Below are 18,569 nucleotides of genomic sequence, written 5' to 3' on the forward strand. Positions count from 1 at the left end.
GAGCGTCAGTACCCAATTTTGCGGTGAACGCGCGCTACTACTCACTGAACGCTCGCATGTATCGTGCGGTGTTCCAAAGAGGCTTTCAACATGGCAAAGAAAATTATCGGCTTTATCAAGCTGCAGATTCCTGCAGGTAAAGCCAATCCGTCGCCGCCGGTTGGTCCGGCACTGGGTCAACGCGGCCTGAACATCATGGAGTTCTGCAAGGCGTTCAACGCGCAGACTCAAGCACTGGAACCGGGTCTGCCGATTCCGGTTGTGATCACAGCGTTCGCGGACAAGAGCTTCACGTTCGTTCTGAAGACGCCGCCGGCAACGGTTCTGATCAAGAAGGCAGCGAAGATCGACAAGGGTTCGAGCAAGCCGCATACCGACAAGGTCGGCAAGATCACCCGCGCTCAAGCTGAAGACATCGCCAAGACCAAGATGCCCGATCTGACGGCAGCTGATCTTGACGCAGCGGTTCGTACGATCGCTGGTAGCGCCCGCTCGATGGGCATCACCGTGGAGGGCGTGTAAATGGCTAAGCTTTCGAAGCGTCTGCAAGCATTTGCAGCCAAGGTTGATCGTCAGAAGCTGTACGCAATCGACGAAGCTCTGTCGCTCGTGAAGGAATGCGCAAGCGCGAAGTTCGACGAGTCGATCGACGTTGCGGTGCAACTCGGCATCGATGCAAAGAAGTCGGATCAAGTGGTTCGTGGCTCGGTCGTTCTGCCGGCAGGTACCGGTAAGTCGGTCCGTGTCGCTGTGTTCGCACAAGGCGAAAAGGCTGAGCAGGCTCGTGCAGCTGGCGCAGAAGTCGTCGGTATGGAAGACCTGGCTGAACAAGTCAAGGCCGGCAAGCTGGACTTCGACATCGTGATCGCTTCGCCGGACACGATGCGCGTTGTCGGTACCCTCGGTCAGATCCTCGGCCCGCGCGGCCTGATGCCGAATCCGAAGGTCGGTACGGTTACGCCGGACGTCGCGACCGCCGTGAAGAACGCCAAGGCTGGTCAGGTGCAATTCCGTGTCGACAAGGCCGGTATCATTCACGCCACCATCGGCCGTGCTTCGTTCGAGCCGACGGCTCTGCGCAGCAACCTGAACGCTCTCGTCGACGCGCTGCAAAAAGCAAAGCCGGCAACGAGCAAGGGTGTCTACCTGCGCAAGGTTGCGCTGTCGAGCACGATGGGTGTTGGCGTTCGCGTCGACCAGGCATCGATCGCGGCACAGTAATAGATTTCATCGCCTCGGCGTGAGTCGGGGCGGTTTTATGGGCTTTGGGCGGTCGTAAGGTGGCAGTTTGCATCGAGCGACCGGTTGTCAAAGACCGTTGGCGGGCACGCAGCTGGTAGGCGCGTCCTTAATGTAAAGCCAACGCAGATGGCGAACCCGAAAAGGTTTTGTAGTGATGAAGCCGGTTGATATCCGCAGCAACGCGGGACTCAGGCGGTCGAAATACTCCTGACTGGTCGGACGCCGTTATTGAACGCGGTACACAAGGCGCACGCTGCGTGTATCGAATCTGGAGGTTAACCGTGCCACTTAACAAAGAAAGCAAGCAGGCCGTCGTCGCTGAGGTTGCCGCGCAAGTCGCGAAAGCCCAGACCGTGGTTCTGGCTGAGTATCGTGGAATCGCGGTTGGCGATCTGACCAAGCTGCGCGCGAAAGCGCGTGAGCAACAGGTTTACCTTCGCGTGTTGAAAAACACGTTGGCGCGTCGCGCCGTCGAAGGTACCCCGTTTGCTCCGCTGGCAGAGCAGATGACTGGTCCGTTGATCTACGGCATCTCGGAAGATGCAATTGCTGCTGCTAAGGTCGTCAACGACTTCGGCAAAACCAATGACAAGTTGATCATCAAGGCCGGTTCCTACGAAGGCAAGGTGATGGACAAGGCTGGCGTGCAAGCGCTGGCAAACATCCCGAGCCGCGAAGAACTGCTCTCCAAGCTGTTGTACGTTATGCAAGCACCTGTTTCCGGCTTTGCGCGCGCTTTGGCCGCGCTGGCAGAAAAGAAACAAGGCGAAGAAACCGCTGCGTAATGCACTTCAGTCGAGCGTGATTGATCGCTGGCTGTATCCGAATTCAATTTAGGAGTATTTCAAATGGCAATCGCAAAAGAAGACATCCTCGAGGCAGTAAGCTCGATGTCGGTTCTGGAACTGAACGAGCTGGTCAAGGCGTTCGAAGAAAAGTTTGGCGTGTCGGCGGCTGCTGTTGCAGTGGCAGGCCCGGCAGGCGGCGGCGCTGCTGCAGCTGCTGAAGAGCAAACCGAATTCACGGTCAACCTGACGGAAGTCGGCGCGAACAAGGTTTCGGTCATTAAGGCTGTTCGTGAACTGACGGGCCTCGGCCTGAAGGAAGCGAAGGACCTGGTTGACGGTGCACCGAAGCCTGTTAAGGAAGCGGTACCGAAGGCTGCTGCTGAAGAAGCCAAGAAGAAGCTGGAAGAAGCCGGCGCGAAAGCTGAAATCAAGTAAGTTTCAGCGCGCTGTGCGAAGGCTGGCGGTTTTCCACCGCCGGCCTTTTTGTGCTTTGTGGGGACCACGTTTTTGCCAGCCAGTTTCGGCAAGAACCGACGCCCCAGAAGCCAAAGAAAACCGCCATTCGGCAACATTGACCGGCGTTTCTCTTTGTCTTCTGAAGCGACTGCAGAAGGCAAGTTTGGTCGGGTAGCGGGCAACATAGGCATCCGCTGCCGTCAGCCAGCGGTTGGTAGCGGCCAACCACCAAGCTTCTAGGCTCGTTCAAGCCATCGGACGGCCATCGGGTCTCAGTCGGTGAACACTCGGGTTGTCTCATCAAGGTATCCTGCCTCGACAACAATGCCCGCCGTGATTCGGAGATCGTATGCAATATTCCTTCACCGAGAAGAAGCGTATTCGCAAGAGTTTTGCGAAGCGCCCCATCGTTCACCAAGTACCTTTCCTGCTGGCTACCCAGCTTGAATCATTCAGCACGTTTCTGCAAGCAGACACGTCGTCCACGCAACGCAAGCCGGAAGGCCTGCAGGCTGCGTTTACCTCGGTTTTCCCCATTGTTTCGCACAACGGGTTCGCTCGTCTAGAGTTCGTCAGCTACATGCTGTCGCCGCCGGCATTCAACATCAAGGAATGTCAGCAGCGCGGTTTGACGTACTGCTCGGCACTGCGCGCGAAAGTGCGCCTGGTGCTGCTCGACAAGGAATCGCCGAGCAAGCCGGTCGTCAAGGAAGTGAAGGAACAGGAAGTGTACATGGGCGAAATTCCGCTCATGACGCCGACGGGTTCGTTCGTCATCAACGGCACGGAACGTGTGATCGTTTCGCAGCTGCACCGTTCGCCCGGCGTGTTCTTCGAACACGACAAGGGCAAGACGCACAGCTCGGGCAAGCTCCTGTTCTCGGCACGTATCATTCCTTACCGCGGTTCGTGGCTCGATTTCGAGTTCGACCCGAAGGACGTGCTGTACTTCCGCGTCGACCGTCGCCGCAAGATGCCGGTCACGATCCTGCTGAAGGCAATCGGCCTCACGCCGGAACAGATCCTCGCAAACTTCTTCGTGTTCGACAATTTCACGCTGATGCCGGAAGGCGCTCAGATGGAATTCGTGCCGGAGCGTCTGCGTGGCGAAGTCGCGCGTTTCGACATCACGGACCGTGATGGCAACGTGATCGTCCAGAAGGACAAGCGGATCAACGCGAAGCACATTCGCGACCTCGACAACGCCAAGACCAAGTTCATCTCGGTTCCGGAAGACTATTTGCTCGGCCGCACGCTGGCAAAGAATGTCGTCGACGGCGACACCGGTGAAGTCATCGCCAACGCGAATGACGAAATCACGGAAACCGTCCTCGAGAAGCTGCGCGAGTCGAAGATCAAAGACATCCAGACGCTCTACACGAACGATCTGGATCAAGGTCCGTACATCTCGTCTACGCTGCGTATCGACGAAACCGCGGACAAGATGGCCGCGCGCATCGCGATCTACCGCATGATGCGTCCGGGCGAACCGCCGACCGAAGAAGCGGTCGAGGCGCTGTTTAACCGTCTGTTCTACAGCGAAGACGCATACGACCTGTCCAAGGTGGGTCGTATGAAGTTCAATCGCCGTGTCGGCCGCGACGAAATCGTCGGTCCGATGACGCTGCAAGACGACGACATCCTCGCCACGATCAAGATCCTGGTCGAGTTGCGCAACGGCAAGGGCGAAGTGGACGACATCGACCACTTGGGCAATCGTCGTGTGCGTTGCGTTGGCGAACTGGCGGAAAACCAGTTCCGCGCAGGTCTCGTGCGTGTCGAACGTGCTGTGAAGGAACGCCTCGGCCAGGCCGAAAGCGAAAACCTGATGCCGCACGACCTGATCAACTCGAAGCCGATTTCGTCGGCGATTCGCGAGTTCTTCGGTTCGTCGCAGCTGTCGCAGTTCATGGACCAAACGAACCCGCTTTCGGAAATTACCCACAAGCGCCGTGTTTCGGCACTTGGCCCGGGCGGTTTGACGCGTGAGCGCGCAGGCTTTGAAGTCCGCGACGTGCACCCGACTCACTACGGTCGTGTGTGCCCGATTGAAACGCCGGAAGGTCCGAACATCGGCCTGATCAACTCGCTCGCTCTGTACGCGCACCTGAACGAATACGGCTTCCTCGAAACGCCGTATCGCAAGGTCGTGGACAGCAAGGTGACCGATCAGATCGACTATCTGTCGGCGATCGAAGAAGGCCGTTACGTGATCGCTCAGGCGAACGCGGCGGTTGCTGCCGACGGCTCGCTGACCGACGAACTGGTGTCGTCGCGTGAAGCCGGCGAAACGCTGATGGTCACGCCGGACCGCATCCAGTATATGGACGTGGCGCCGTCACAGATCGTGTCGGTGGCAGCATCGCTGATTCCGTTCCTCGAGCACGATGACGCGAACCGCGCATTGATGGGTTCGAACATGCAGCGTCAGGCTGTGCCGTGTCTGCGTCCTGAAAAGGCCGTGGTCGGTACGGGTATCGAACGCACGGTGGCGGTCGACTCGGGCACGACGGTTCAGGCATTCCGCGGCGGTGTGGTGGACTATGTCGACGCAGGCCGTATGGTGATCCGCGTGAACGACGACGAAGCCGTTGCTGGCGACGTCGGCGTGGACATCTACAACCTGATCAAGTACACGCGTTCGAACCAGAACACGAACATCAACCAGCGCCCGATCGTGAAGGTCGGCGACATCGTGTCGCGTGGCGACGTGCTGGCTGACGGTGCATCGACCGACCTCGGCGAACTGGCTCTCGGCCAGAACATGCTGGTCGCGTTCATGCCGTGGAACGGCTACAACTTCGAAGACTCGATTTTGATCTCGGAGAAGGTGGTTGCTGACGACCGCTACACGTCGATCCACATTGAAGAACTGAACGTCGTGGCTCGCGACACGAAGCTCGGACCGGAAGAAATCACGCGCGACATCTCGAACCTGGCTGAAGTGCAACTCGGCCGTCTCGATGAGTCGGGCATCGTCTACATCGGCGCTGAAGTCGAAGCAGGCGACGTGCTGGTCGGCAAGGTCACGCCGAAGGGCGAAACCCAGCTGACGCCGGAAGAAAAGCTGCTGCGCGCGATCTTCGGTGAAAAGGCTTCGGACGTGAAGGACACGTCGCTGCGCGTGCCGTCGGGCATGAGCGGCACGGTGATCGACGTTCAGGTGTTCACGCGTGAAGGCATTCAGCGCGACAAGCGCGCGCAACAGATCATCGACGATGAACTGAAGCGCTATCGCCTAGATTTGAACGACCAGTTGCGCATCGTGGAAGGCGACGCGTTCCAGCGTCTCGCACGTATGCTCGACGGCAAGGTCGCGAACGGCGGTCCGAAGAAACTGGCCAAGGGCACGAAGATCGAACAGGCTTACCTGCAAGATCTGGATCACTACCACTGGTTCGACATCCGCCTCGCGGACGAAGAAGCAGCGGCACAGCTCGAAGCCATCAAGGACTCGATCGAACAGAAGCGTCACCAGTTCGATCTGGCGTTCGAAGAAAAGCGCAAGAAGCTCACGCAAGGCGACGAACTGCCGCCGGGCGTGTTGAAGATGGTCAAGGTGTATCTGGCAGTCAAGCGCCGCCTGCAGCCTGGCGACAAGATGGCCGGCCGTCACGGTAACAAGGGTGTCGTGTCCAAGATCGTTCCGATCGAAGACATGCCGTACATGGCCGACGGCCGTCCGGCTGACGTCGTTCTGAACCCGCTCGGCGTGCCGTCGCGGATGAACGTGGGTCAGGTTCTCGAAGTGCATCTGGGTTGGGCCGCGAAGGGTCTCGGCTGGCGTATCGGCGAAATGCTGCAGCGTCAGGCGAAGATTGCTGAACTGCGCGAATTCCTGACCAAGATCTACAACGAGTCGGGCCGCGCCGAAGAGCTGGACAGCTTCACGGACGACGAGATCGTCGAACTGGCGAAGAACCTGCGCGAAGGCGTGCCGTTCGCTACGCCGGTGTTCGACGGCGCGACGGAAGAAGAGATGTCGCGCGCGCTGGATCTGGCATTCCCGGACGACATCGCGAAGAACCTCGGCATGACGCCGTCGAAGAATCAGGTGCGTCTGTACGACGGCCGCACGGGCGAAATGTTCGAACGTACGGTGACGGTCGGCTACATGCACTACCTGAAACTGCACCACTTGGTCGACGACAAGATGCACGCGCGTTCCACGGGCCCGTACTCGCTCGTGACGCAGCAGCCGTTGGGCGGTAAGGCGCAATTCGGTGGCCAGCGTTTCGGTGAAATGGAAGTGTGGGCGCTCGAAGCGTACGGCGCATCGTACGTGCTGCAGGAAATGCTGACGGTGAAGTCGGACGACGTGACTGGCCGGACCAAGGTTTATGAAAACCTGGTCAAGGGCGATCACGTGATCGACGCCGGCATGCCGGAATCCTTCAACGTGTTGGTGAAGGAAATCCGCTCGCTCGGTATCGACATCGACCTCGACCGCAACTAATCGGACTACGGAGAGAAAGCAATGAAAGCTCTGCTCGATCTATTCAAGCAAGTCCAACAGCCTGAAGTTTTTGACGCGATCAAGATCGGTCTGGCTTCGCCGGACAAGATCCGTTCGTGGTCGTTCGGTGAAGTGAAGAAGCCGGAAACCATCAACTACCGGACGTTCAAGCCGGAACGCGATGGTTTGTTCTGCGCCAAGATTTTCGGCCCGATCAAAGACTACGAGTGCCTGTGCGGCAAGTACAAGCGCCTGAAGCATCGTGGCGTGATCTGCGAGAAGTGCGGCGTCGAAGTGACGCTGGCAAAGGTGCGTCGCGAACGCATGGGCCACATCGAACTGGCCTCGCCGGTTGCGCACATCTGGTTCCTGAAGTCGCTGCCGTCGCGTCTGGGCATGGTGCTCGACATGACGCTGCGCGATATCGAACGCGTGCTGTACTTCGAAGCATATGTGGTGATCGATCCGGGCATGACGCCGCTGAAAGCGCGGCAGATCATGACGGAAGAGGATTACTACAACAAGGTCGAAGAGTACGGTGACGAATTCCGCGCTGAAATGGGCGCGGAAGGCGTGCGCGAACTGCTGCGCGCGATCAACATCGACGAACAGGTCGAGATGCTGCGCACCGAACTCAAGAACACGGGTTCGGAAGCGAAGATCAAGAAGTACGCGAAGCGCCTGAAGGTGCTCGAGGCTTTCCAGCGTTCGGGCATCAAGCCTGACTGGATGGTGCTCGAAGTGCTGCCGGTGCTGCCGCCGGAACTGCGTCCGCTGGTGCCGCTGGACGGCGGCCGTTTCGCGACGTCGGACCTGAACGACCTGTATCGCCGCGTGATCAACCGTAACAACCGGTTGAAGCGTCTGCTCGAACTGAAGGCGCCTGAAATCATCGTCCGCAATGAAAAGCGGATGCTGCAGGAAGCCGTCGATTCGCTGCTCGACAACGGTCGCCGCGGTAAGGCCATGACTGGTGCGAACAAGCGTCCGCTGAAGTCGCTCGCCGACATGATCAAGGGTAAGGGCGGTCGTTTCCGTCAGAACTTACTCGGTAAGCGCGTCGACTATTCGGGCCGTTCGGTGATCGTGGTCGGTCCGACGCTCAAGCTGCATCAGTGCGGTCTGCCGAAGCTGATGGCGCTCGAACTGTTCAAGCCGTTCATCTTCAACAAGCTCGAAGTGATGGGTGTTGCTACCACCATCAAGGCTGCGAAGAAGGAAGTCGAGAACCAGACGCCGGTGGTGTGGGACATTCTCGAAGAAGTCATTCGCGAACATCCGGTCATGCTGAACCGTGCGCCTACGCTTCACCGTCTTGGCATTCAGGCTTTCGAGCCGGTGCTGATCGAAGGTAAGGCAATCCAGCTGCACCCGCTCGTTTGCGCGGCGTTCAACGCCGACTTCGACGGTGACCAGATGGCTGTTCACGTGCCGCTGTCGCTGGAAGCGCAGATGGAAGCGCGCACGCTGATGCTGGCGTCGAACAACGTCCTGTTCCCGGCCAACGGCGATCCGTCGATCGTGCCGTCGCAGGATATCGTGCTCGGCTTGTACTACGCGACTCGTGAAGCAGTGAACGGCAAGGGCGAAGGCCTGACGTTCACGGGCGTCTCGGAAGCGCTGCGTGCCTACGAGAACAAGGAAGTCGAGCTCGCCTCACGCGTCAACGTGCGGATCACCGAAATGGTCCACAACGAAGACAAGTCGGAAGGTGCGCCGGCGTTCGTGCCGAAGATCACGCTGTACCCGACCACCGTCGGCCGTGCAATCCTGTCGGAAATTCTCCCGCCGGGCCTGCCGTTCTCGGTGCTCAACAAGCCGCTGAAGAAGAAGGAAATCTCGCGCCTCATTAACACCGCATTCCGCAAGTGCGGTCTGCGTGAAACGGTGATTTTCGCCGACCAGTTGATGCAGTCGGGTTTCCGTCTGGCAACGCGCGCTGGTATCTCGATCTGCGTCGACGACATGCTCGTGCCGCCGCAGAAGGAAACCATCGTCGGTGACGCCGCGAAGAAGGTGAAGGAATACGACCGTCAGTACATGTCGGGTCTTGTTACCTCGCAAGAGCGCTACAACAACGTGGTCGACATCTGGTCGGCAACGTCGGAAGCGGTCGGCAAGGCGATGATGGAACAGCTGTCGACGGAACCGGTCACGGATCGCGACGGCAACGAAACGCGTCAGGAATCGTTCAACTCGATTTACATGATGGCGGACTCGGGTGCTCGTGGTTCCGCGGTTCAGATTCGTCAGCTGGCCGGTATGCGCGGCCTGATGGCGAAGCCGGATGGCTCGATCATCGAGACGCCGATTACGGCGAACTTCCGTGAAGGCCTGAACGTGTTGCAGTACTTCATCTCGACCCACGGCGCACGAAAGGGTCTGGCTGATACGGCACTGAAGACGGCTAACTCGGGTTACCTGACGCGGCGTCTCGTCGACGTGACGCAGGATCTGGTGGTGGTCGAGGACGATTGCGGTACGTCCAACGGCGTCGCCATGAAGGCGTTGGTCGAAGGCGGTGAAGTCGTCGAAGCGCTGCGTGACCGTATCCTGGGTCGCGTGACGGTGGCTGACGTCGTCAATCCGGAATCGCAGGAAACGCTGTACGAAACGGGCACGTTGCTCGACGAAGACGCGGTCGAAGAAATCGAACGCCTCGGTATCGACGAAGTGCGCGTGCGTACGCCGCTGACTTGCGAAACGCGTTACGGTCTGTGCGCGGCCTGCTACGGTCGCGACCTGGGCCGCGGCTCGTCGGTCAACGTCGGTGAAGCAGTCGGCGTGATCGCTGCGCAGTCGATCGGTGAACCGGGCACGCAGCTCACGATGCGTACGTTCCACATCGGTGGTGCGGCGTCGCGTGCGGCAGTGGCTTCGTCGGTTGAAGCGAAGTCGAACGGTACGGTGCGTTTCACGGCAACGATGCGTTACGTCACCAACGCGAAGGGCGAGCAGATCGTCATCTCGCGTTCGGGCGAAGCCATGATTACCGACGACCACGGTCGCGAGCGCGAACGTCACAAGGTGCCGTACGGCGCGACGCTGTTGCAACTGGACGGCGCGCAGATCAAGGCCGGCACGCAACTGGCGACGTGGGATCCGATGACGCGTCCGATCATCACCGAGTACGGCGGTACGGTGAAGTTCGAAAACGTCGAAGAAGGCGTGACGGTTGCCAAGCAGATCGATGACGTGACGGGTCTCTCCACGCTGGTCGTGATCGACGTGAAGCGTCGTGGTTCGCAAGCGTCGAAGACGGTGCGTCCGCAGGTCAAGCTGCTCGATGCGAACGGCGAAGAAGTCAAGATCCCGAACACCGAGCATTCGGTGCAGATCGGCTTCCAGGTCGGCGCTCTGATCACCGTGAAGGACGGTCAGCAAGTGCAGGTCGGTGAAGTGCTCGCACGGATCCCGACTGAATCGCAGAAGACGCGTGACATTACCGGCGGTCTGCCGCGTGTGGCGGAACTGTTTGAAGCACGTTCGCCGAAGGACGCCGGTATCCTGGCGGAAGTCACGGGTACGACGTCGTTCGGTAAGGACACGAAGGGCAAGCAGCGTCTCGTTATCACGGACCTCGAGGGCAACCAGCACGAGTTCCTGATCGCGAAGGAAAAGCAGGTTCTGGTGCACGATGGTCAGGTCGTCAACAAGGGCGAAATGATCGTCGACGGGCCGGCGGATCCGCACGACATTCTGCGTTTGCAGGGCGTCGAAGCGCTGTCGCGTTACATCGTGGACGAAGTGCAGGACGTGTACCGTCTGCAAGGCGTGAAGATCAACGACAAGCACATTGAAGTGATTGTTCGTCAGATGCTGCGCCGCGTGCAGATTACGGACAACGGCGATACGCGTTTCATCCCGGGCGAACAGGTTGAGCGGTCGGATATGCTCGACGAGAACGATCGTATGATCGCGGAAGACAAGCGTCCGGCAACGTACGAAAACGTGCTGCTCGGTATCACGAAGGCCTCGTTGTCGACCGATTCGTTCATCTCGGCGGCGTCGTTCCAAGAAACGACCCGCGTGCTGACCGAAGCGGCGATCATGGGCAAGCGCGACGACCTGCGTGGTCTGAAGGAAAACGTGATCGTCGGCCGTTTGATTCCGGCCGGTACGGGTCTCGCGTTCCACAAGGCACGCAAGAGCAAGGAACTGTCCGACCGCGAGCGTTTCGATCAGATCGCAGCGGAAGAGTCGTTCGAATTCGGTACGCCGGAAACCCCGGCCGCCGAACAGCAGCACTCAGGCGAGTAAGCTCAGGTCAGTAAGTCCCGGCGGCGCAAGCCGCTTGGGCTCACCAGCCAGCGAAGCCGCTCAGTTTCGACTGAGCGGCTTTTTTTATGCGCTTTCTTTTTACGCGCTTGCCCGACTTTGTTAGGCCAAACGGCTAACGTTGCGGTAAAGCGCGGGCGCAGCACGAATGCGTTGGTAAAATTCGTGTCACCGGCATCACGCTGCTTCTCTCAAATTCATGTCCCGTCCGCTCGAAATCCTCAACGAAGTCTTCGGTTACCCCGCGTTCAGAGGGCAGCAGGGCGAAATTGTCGAGCACGTCGCCGGCGGCGGCGACTGCCTCGTATTGATGCCGACGGGCGGCGGCAAGTCACTCTGCTATCAGATTCCGTCGCTGGTGCGCCGCGAGGGCGGCTACGGCACCGGCATCGTCGTTTCTCCGCTGATCGCGCTGATGCAGGATCAGGTGGCCGCGCTCACCGAAGTGGGCGTGCGCGCCGCGTATCTGAATTCGACGCTCTCCAGCGCCGAGGCAATGGCGACCGAGCGCGCATTGCGCGAAGGCGAAATCGATCTGCTCTACGTGGCGCCGGAGCGTTTGATGACGCCCCGTTTCCAGGAGTTGCTGGAGCGCACGCGCATCGGCTTGTTCGCCATCGACGAAGCGCATTGCGTGTCGCAATGGGGGCATGATTTCCGGCCGGAATATATTCAGTTGTCGGTGCTGCACGAGCGGTTCCCGAACGTGCCGCGAATCGCGCTGACGGCCACAGCTGACGCAATCACGCGCGACGAAATCATCCACCGCCTCGCCTTGGACGACGCGCGCATTTTCGTGTCCAGCTTCGACCGGCCGAACATCCGCTATCGCATCGTCGAGAAGGACAATGCGCGTACGCAGTTGCTGGACTTCATTCGCGCCGAGCATTCGAAGCCGGACGGCACGACCGATGCCGGTGTCGTCTATTGCCTGTCACGTCGCAAGGTCGAAGAGACGGCGGAGTGGCTGAAGGAAAAAGGGATGCGCGCGCTGCCGTATCACGCCGGCATGGAGTTCGAAATCCGCCAGAAGCATCAGGAGATGTTTCAGCGCGAGGAAGGGATCGTGATGTGCGCGACGATCGCATTCGGCATGGGCATCGACAAACCGGACGTGCGTTTCGTCGCTCACCTCGACTTGCCGAAGAGCGTCGAAGGCTATTATCAGGAAACGGGCCGCGCGGGCCGCGACGGCATGCCGGCGAACGCGTGGATGGCCTACGGCCTCGGCGACGTCGTGCAGCAGCGCAAGATGATCGACGAGTCGGACGCCGATGACGCGCACAAACGCGTTCAAACCGGCAAGCTGGACGCATTGCTCGGGCTGTGCGAGGCGGCGACCTGCCGGCGAGTACGGCTGCTCGCGTATTTCGGCGAGTCGAGCAAGCCGTGCGGTAACTGCGACAACTGCCTTGAACCGCCTGATACGTGGGACGCGACGCGCGAGGCGCGGATGGCGTTGTCGTGTGTGTTTCGCGCGCAGCGGGCGAGTGGATTTCATTTCGGCGCCGGTCATCTGATCGACATCCTGCGCGGCAATAGCAGCGAGAAAATCCTGCAGCGTGGCCACGAGAAGCTGACCACGTTCGGTATCGGCTCGGCACTGGGCGAGCCAGAGTGGCGCGCGGTATTTCGTCAACTGGTCGCGTTCGGCTATCTGACGGTAGACCATGAAGGCTTCGGCTCCCTGGTTCTGACCGAGGCAAGCAAGCCAGTGCTCAAAGGTGAGCAGAACGTCACGATGCGGCGCTATGTAAAGCCCACGCGCACGCGTCAATCGTCCGGCCGCACCAGCGAGCGCGCCGACCCGACGATCGGCATGGGCCCGCGTGAACGCGCGCGCTGGGAGCGGTTGCGGGCATGGCGCACTGAAACCGCGAAGAGCGACGGCGTGCCAGCCTACGTGATTTTCCACGATGCGACTCTGGCAGAAATTGCCCGCAACGGCCCCGACTCGATTGAGGATTTGCGGGGCATTCCGGGTATGGGCGCACGCAAACTCGACCGTTTCGGCGATGAATTGCTGGAAGTCGTCGCCGCGGACTGACCGGTTAGCGATCACCTCAGCGGGTCGGCAGGGGTGCGAAACATCGCAACCTGTTGACTCCCTTAGTATTTTCGGAATATTATGCTAGGTTCCGGTTCTTGGAATGCCTGCGCGCGAAGTCAATTCATGCGCCGACTACTCGGTCCGGAAGCTCGATGCGCAATCGTTTCTGCTTTGCCCGGAAACATATGCGTCGATTTTGTTCAATTTCAGGAATAAACAATGCCAACCATCAATCAACTGGTTCGCAAAGGCCGCGCGTCGGAAACGACGAAGAGCAAGAGCCCGGCTTTGCAGGACTGCCCCCAGCGTCGCGGCGTGTGCACCCGTGTGTACACCACGACGCCGAAGAAGCCTAACTCGGCACTGCGTAAGGTTGCCAAGGTTCGTTTGACGAACGGCTTCGAAGTCATTTCGTACATCGGTGGTGAAGGCCACAACCTGCAGGAACACTCGGTCGTGCTGATTCGCGGCGGCCGTGTGAAGGACTTGCCGGGTGTGCGTTACCACATGGTTCGCGGCTCGCTGGATACCCAGGGCGTCAAGGATCGTAAGCAGGCTCGCTCGAAGTACGGTGCGAAGCGTGCCAAGGCTGGCAAGTAATTGGCCGGTCAGTAGTTTCAGGTCGCCTGCAAAGGCGGTAATAGCGGTGGCGCCGGAATCGCCGGTGCTGTCGAGTAAGTGGTCACCCGACCAGGCTGGTAAGTCGCTAGGGATGAATCGGGTTAGTTGGTGGCCGCGGGGCTAAAAGTAGCTCCAACTGAAAAGTTAAAGGAAGAAACATGCCGCGTCGTCGCGAAGTCCCCAAGCGGGAAGTGTTGCCGGATCCGAAGTTCGGTAACGTTGATGTAGCTAAGTTCATGAACGTGCTGATGCTCTCCGGCAAGAAGTCGGTTGCCGAGCGTATCGTGTACGGCGCTTTCGAACAGATCCAGACCAAGGGTGGCAAGGACCCGCTGGAAGTGTTCACGGTAGCGCTCAACAACGTCAAGCCGGTGGTCGAAGTGAAGAGCCGCCGCGTTGGTGGTGCGAACTATCAGGTTCCGGTCGAAGTGCGCCCGTCGCGTCGTATGGCATTGGCGATGCGTTGGCTGCGTGAAGCCGCGAAGAAGCGCAGCGAGAAGTCGATGGCCCTGCGTCTGGCAGGTGAACTCTCCGAAGCGGCCGAAGGCCGTGGCGGCGCAATGAAGAAGCGCGACGAAGTTCACCGGATGGCAGAAGCCAACAAGGCGTTCTCGCACTTCCGTTTCTAAGCTTCCCGAACCCGGGTTTAGCAGAAAAAACGGAAAGAAATTCCGGGCGGGTGCGCTTACAAAGCGCCTCGCCCGTTTGTGTTACAGCGCGATGGGTATTTTCTCGCATCGCGTCATCCCAATAGAGGATCAAAGTGGCTCGCAAGACACCTATCGAGCGCTACCGTAACATCGGTATTAGCGCTCACATCGACGCCGGCAAAACGACGACGACCGAGCGCATCTTGTTCTACACCGGCGTGAACCACAAGATTGGCGAAGTTCACGACGGCGCTGCCACCATGGATTGGATGGAGCAGGAGCAGGAACGCGGCATCACGATCACGTCCGCTGCTACCACGGCGTTCTGGAAAGGCATGGCCGGCGACCGCGCTGAGCATCGCATCAACATCATCGACACCCCGGGCCACGTCGACTTCACGATTGAAGTTGAGCGCTCGATGCGCGTGCTCGACGGTGCGTGCATGGTCTATTGTGCTGTGGGCGGCGTTCAGCCCCAGTCGGAAACCGTGTGGCGTCAGGCTAACAAGTACAAGGTTCCCCGTCTCGCGTTCATCAACAAGATGGACCGTACCGGCGCGAACTTCTTCAAGGTTTACGACCAGCTCAAGCTGCGTCTGAAGGCGAACCCGGTTCCGGTCGTGGTGCCTATCGGCGCGGAAGAAAACTTCACGGGCGTCGTCGATCTGCTGAAGATGAAGGCGATCATTTGGGACGACGCGTCGCAAGGCACGAAGTTCTCGTACGAAGAGATCCCGGCGGAATTGGTCGACTCGTGCAACGAGTGGCGCGAAAAGATGGTCGAAGCGGCTGCTGAGTCGAGCGAAGACCTGATGAACAAGTACCTCGAAGAAGGCGAGTTGACGGAAGCGGAAATCGTCAAGGGTCTGCGCGACCGTACGATCGCTTGCGAAATCCAGCCGATGCTGTGCGGCACCGCGTTCAAGAACAAGGGCGTGCAACGTATGCTGGACGCCGTGCTCGACTTCCTGCCGTCGCCGATCGACATCCCGCCGGTTACGGGCGAGCTGGAAAACGGTGAAAAGGGTGAACGCCGCGCTGCCGACGACGAAAAGTTCTCGGCACTGGCATTCAAGATCATGACCGACCCGTTCGTCGGCCAGCTGATCTTCTTCCGCGTGTACTCGGGCGTTGTGAATTCGGGCGACACCGTGCTGAACGCGACCAAAGACAAGAAGGAGCGTCTGGGTCGTATTTTGCAGATGCACGCGAACCAACGCGAAGAAATCAAGGAAGTCCGCGCAGGCGACATCGCTGCTGCTGTCGGCCTGAAGGACGCAACGACCGGCGATACGCTGTGCGATCCGCAAAGCCCGATCGTGCTCGAGCGCATGATTTTCCCGGAGCCGGTGATTTCGCAGGCTGTTGAGCCGAAGACGAAGCCTGACCAGGAAAAGATGGGCCTGGCGCTGAACCGTCTGGCACAGGAAGATCCGTCGTTCCGCGTTCAAACGGACGAAGAATCGGGCCAAACCATTATTTCGGGCATGGGCGAGCTCCACCTGGAAATTCTGGTTGACCGTATGAAGCGCGAATTCGGCGTGGAAGCGACTGTCGGCAAGCCGCAGGTTGCATACCGCGAAACGATTCGCGGCAAGGCTGAAGACGTTGACGGCAAGTTCGTCAAGCAGTCGGGTGGTCGCGGCCAGTACGGCCACGCGGTCATTACGCTCGAGCCTAATGAGCAAGGCAAGGGCTACGAGTTCCTCGACGAGATCAAGGGCGGTGTGATTCCGCGCGAATACATCCCGGCGGTGGACAAGGGTATCCAGGAAACGCTGAAGGCAGGCGTGCTGGCAGGCTTCCCGGTCGTCGACGTCAAGGTTCACCTGACGTTCGGTTCGTACCACGACGTCGACTCGAACGAAAATGCGTTCCGCATGGCCGGCTCGATGGCGTTCAAGGAAGCAATGCGCAAGGCTCAACCGGTCATCCTCGAACCGATGATGGCTGTGGAAGTCGAAACGCCTGAAGATTACATGGGCAACGTGATGGGCGATCTGTCGGGTCGTCGCGGCATCGTTCAGGGCATGGACGACATGGTTGGCGGCGGCAAGATCGTTCGCGCCGAAGTCCCGCTGTCGGAAATGTTCGGCTACTCGACGTCGCTGCGTTCGCTGACCCAAGGTCGTGCAACGTACACGATGGAGTTCAAGCACTACTCCGAAGCACCGCGTAACGTGTCGGAAGCGATCATCAACGCCAAGTCGAAGTAATCGCGCGGCAAGTCATTCAACGATTAACTTTTTGAAAGAAGAGAAACATGGCTAAAGGTAAATTCGAACGGACCAAGCCGCACGTGAACGTCGGCACGATCGGTCACGTTGACCACGGCAAGACCACGCTGACGGCAGCGATCACGACGGTTCTGACGCAGAAGTTTGGCGGCGAAGCGAAGGCATACGACCAGATCGACGCGGCACCGGAAGAAAAGGCACGTGGTATCACGATCAACACGGCACACGTCGAGTACGAAACGGCTAACCGCCACTACGCGCACGTCGACTGCCCGGGCCACGCTGACTATGTGAAGAACATGATCACGGGTGCAGCGCAGATGGACGGCGCGATCCTGGTGTGCTCGGCCGCTGACGGCCCGATGCCGCAAACGCGTGAGCACATCCTGCTGGCGCGCCAGGTTGGCGTGCCGTACATCATCGTGTTCCTGAACAAGTGCGACATGGTGGACGACGCCGAGCTGCTGGAACTGGTCGAGATGGAAGTTCGCGAACTTCTGTCGAAGTACGACTTCCCGGGCGACGACACGCCGATCATCAAGGGTTCGGCCAAACTGGCGCTGGAAGGCGACAAGGGCGAGCTGGGCGAAGTGGCGATCATGAATCTGGCCGACGCGCTGGATACGTACATCCCGACGCCGGAGCGCGCAGTGGACGGCGCGTTCCTGATGCCGGTGGAAGACGTGTTCTCGATCTCGGGTCGCGGCACGGTGGTGACGGGTCGCGTTGAGCGCGGCGTCGTGAAGGTCGGCGAGGAAATCGAAATCGTTGGTATCAAGCCGACGGTGAAGACGACCTGCACGGGCGTGGAAATGTTCCGCAAGCTGCTCGATCAAGGTCAGGCAGGCGACAACGTGGGTATCCTGCTGCGCGGCACGAAGCGTGAAGACGTGGAGCGTGGCCAGGTGCTGGCGAAGCCGGGTTCGATCAACCCGCACACGCACTTCACGGCTGAAGTGTACGTGCTGAGCAAGGACGAAGGCGGCCGCCACACGCCGTTCTTCAACAACTACCGTCCGCAGTTCTACTTCCGTACGACGGACGTGACGGGCTCGATCGAGTTGCCGAAGGACAAGGAAATGGTCATGCCGGGCGACAACGTGTCGATCACGGTGAAGCTGATCAACCCGATCGCGATGGAAGAAGGTCTGCGTTTCGCCATCCGCGAAGGCGGCCGTACGGTCGGCGCAGGTGTGGTTGCCAAGATTCTCGAGTAAAATCGCGGATTGAACTTGCAGTAAGTGGTGCCCGGAGCCGGGCGCCGGCCCTCAGCGGGCGCCCGGCTCTACGTTCTTTTATTGTCTGGCGGTGCAATACCGCCTCGCTCTTTTCCAAGGAATTGTCATGCAGAACCAGAAAATCCGCATTCGCCTGAAGGCTTTCGACTATCGCCTGATCGATCAATCGGCAGCTGAAATCGTCGACACGGCTAAGCGGACTGGCGCAATCGTCCGTGGTCCGGTGCCTCTGCCGACCCGCATTCAACGTTTCGACATCCTGCGTTCGCCGCACGTCAACAAGACGTCGCGCGATCAGCTCGAAATTCGTACGCACCAACGCCTGATGGACATCGTCGATCCGACGGACAAGACCGTTGACGCGCTGATGAAGCTGGACCTGCCGGCTGGCGTGGACGTGGAAATCAAGCTGCAATAAGGCTTCCAGTGGTTGTCCGGCGCGCCGGAGGCCGCTAAGTCATTGATTGCTTGCGGAAAACGAAAAGCCTCGCTATAATGCAAGGCTTTTCGCGCATTGGCGCAAAAAAGTCGGTGTGCTGCAGCATGAATTCAT

The 18,569-nt window shown here is 59.4% G+C and carries 13 protein-coding genes; 12 read left to right on the plus strand and 1 reads right to left on the minus strand.

Annotated elements, in window-relative coordinates:
• Positions 1 to 90 precede the first annotated feature (90 nt).
• The 4 genes from rplK (at position 91) to rplL (ending at position 2,465) form a co-directional block, all read left to right on the plus strand.
• Positions 91 to 522, plus strand: coding sequence for a 50S ribosomal protein L11 (gene rplK, locus RI103_RS01170; protein ID WP_007180146.1), 432 nt, complete (start codon positions 91 to 93; stop codon positions 520 to 522).
• The gene (gene rplA, locus RI103_RS01175; protein WP_007180145.1) at positions 523 to 1,221 is read left to right on the plus strand and encodes a 50S ribosomal protein L1; all 699 of its coding nucleotides are present in this window, start codon (positions 523 to 525) and stop codon (positions 1,219 to 1,221) included.
• Between the two features lie 302 nt (positions 1,222 to 1,523).
• Positions 1,524 to 2,027, plus strand: coding sequence for a 50S ribosomal protein L10 (rplJ, locus tag RI103_RS01180; RefSeq protein WP_007180144.1), 504 nt, complete (start codon positions 1,524 to 1,526; stop codon positions 2,025 to 2,027).
• A gap of 63 nt (positions 2,028 to 2,090) precedes the next feature.
• Positions 2,091 to 2,465, plus strand: a complete 375-nt coding sequence (gene rplL, locus RI103_RS01185; RefSeq protein ID WP_062129471.1) for a 50S ribosomal protein L7/L12 — start codon at positions 2,091 to 2,093, stop codon at positions 2,463 to 2,465.
• Positions 2,466 to 2,468: 3 nt separating this feature from the next.
• On the opposite strand, the gene RI103_RS01190 is transcribed toward rplL, so the two are convergent.
• Entirely contained in the window at positions 2,469 to 2,711 is a 243-nt protein-coding gene (locus tag RI103_RS01190) for a hypothetical protein (RefSeq protein ID WP_310813670.1), read from the minus strand.
• Between the two features lie 124 nt (positions 2,712 to 2,835).
• Here RI103_RS01190 and rpoB point away from each other — a divergent pair, with 124 nt between their 5' ends.
• The 8 genes from rpoB (at position 2,836) to rpsJ (ending at position 18,434) form a co-directional block, all read left to right on the plus strand.
• Positions 2,836 to 6,942 (plus strand): DNA-directed RNA polymerase subunit beta, encoded by a 4,107-nt coding sequence (gene rpoB / locus RI103_RS01195; RefSeq protein WP_310813671.1) that lies wholly within the window; start codon positions 2,836 to 2,838, stop codon positions 6,940 to 6,942.
• 21 nt (positions 6,943 to 6,963) lie between these two features.
• Positions 6,964 to 11,202, plus strand: coding sequence for a DNA-directed RNA polymerase subunit beta' (gene rpoC, locus RI103_RS01200; protein ID WP_132376694.1), 4,239 nt, complete (start codon positions 6,964 to 6,966; stop codon positions 11,200 to 11,202).
• 217 nt (positions 11,203 to 11,419) lie between these two features.
• Positions 11,420 to 13,267, plus strand: coding sequence for a DNA helicase RecQ (gene recQ, locus RI103_RS01205; RefSeq protein ID WP_310813672.1), 1,848 nt, complete (start codon positions 11,420 to 11,422; stop codon positions 13,265 to 13,267).
• A 222-nt stretch (positions 13,268 to 13,489) separates the two neighbouring features.
• On the plus strand, positions 13,490 to 13,870 hold the full coding sequence (rpsL, locus tag RI103_RS01210) for a 30S ribosomal protein S12 (protein WP_006998493.1): 381 nt from the start codon (positions 13,490 to 13,492) through the stop codon (positions 13,868 to 13,870).
• A gap of 179 nt (positions 13,871 to 14,049) precedes the next feature.
• Positions 14,050 to 14,520: a 30S ribosomal protein S7 gene (gene rpsG / locus RI103_RS01215; protein ID WP_006053291.1), complete on the plus strand. Its 471-nt coding sequence runs from the start codon at positions 14,050 to 14,052 to the stop codon at positions 14,518 to 14,520.
• A gap of 134 nt (positions 14,521 to 14,654) precedes the next feature.
• The gene (fusA, locus tag RI103_RS01220) at positions 14,655 to 16,757 is read left to right on the plus strand and encodes an elongation factor G (protein WP_115781225.1); all 2,103 of its coding nucleotides are present in this window, start codon (positions 14,655 to 14,657) and stop codon (positions 16,755 to 16,757) included.
• Positions 16,758 to 16,804: 47 nt separating this feature from the next.
• On the plus strand, positions 16,805 to 17,995 hold the full coding sequence (tuf, locus tag RI103_RS01225) for an elongation factor Tu (protein ID WP_012434572.1): 1,191 nt from the start codon (positions 16,805 to 16,807) through the stop codon (positions 17,993 to 17,995).
• Between the two features lie 127 nt (positions 17,996 to 18,122).
• Positions 18,123 to 18,434, plus strand: coding sequence for a 30S ribosomal protein S10 (gene rpsJ, locus RI103_RS01230; protein ID WP_006998489.1), 312 nt, complete (start codon positions 18,123 to 18,125; stop codon positions 18,432 to 18,434).
• The last annotated feature ends 135 nt before the right edge of the window (positions 18,435 to 18,569 follow it).

This window comes from Paraburkholderia sp. FT54 (assembly GCF_031585635.1).
Taxonomy (GTDB): domain Bacteria; phylum Pseudomonadota; class Gammaproteobacteria; order Burkholderiales; family Burkholderiaceae; genus Paraburkholderia.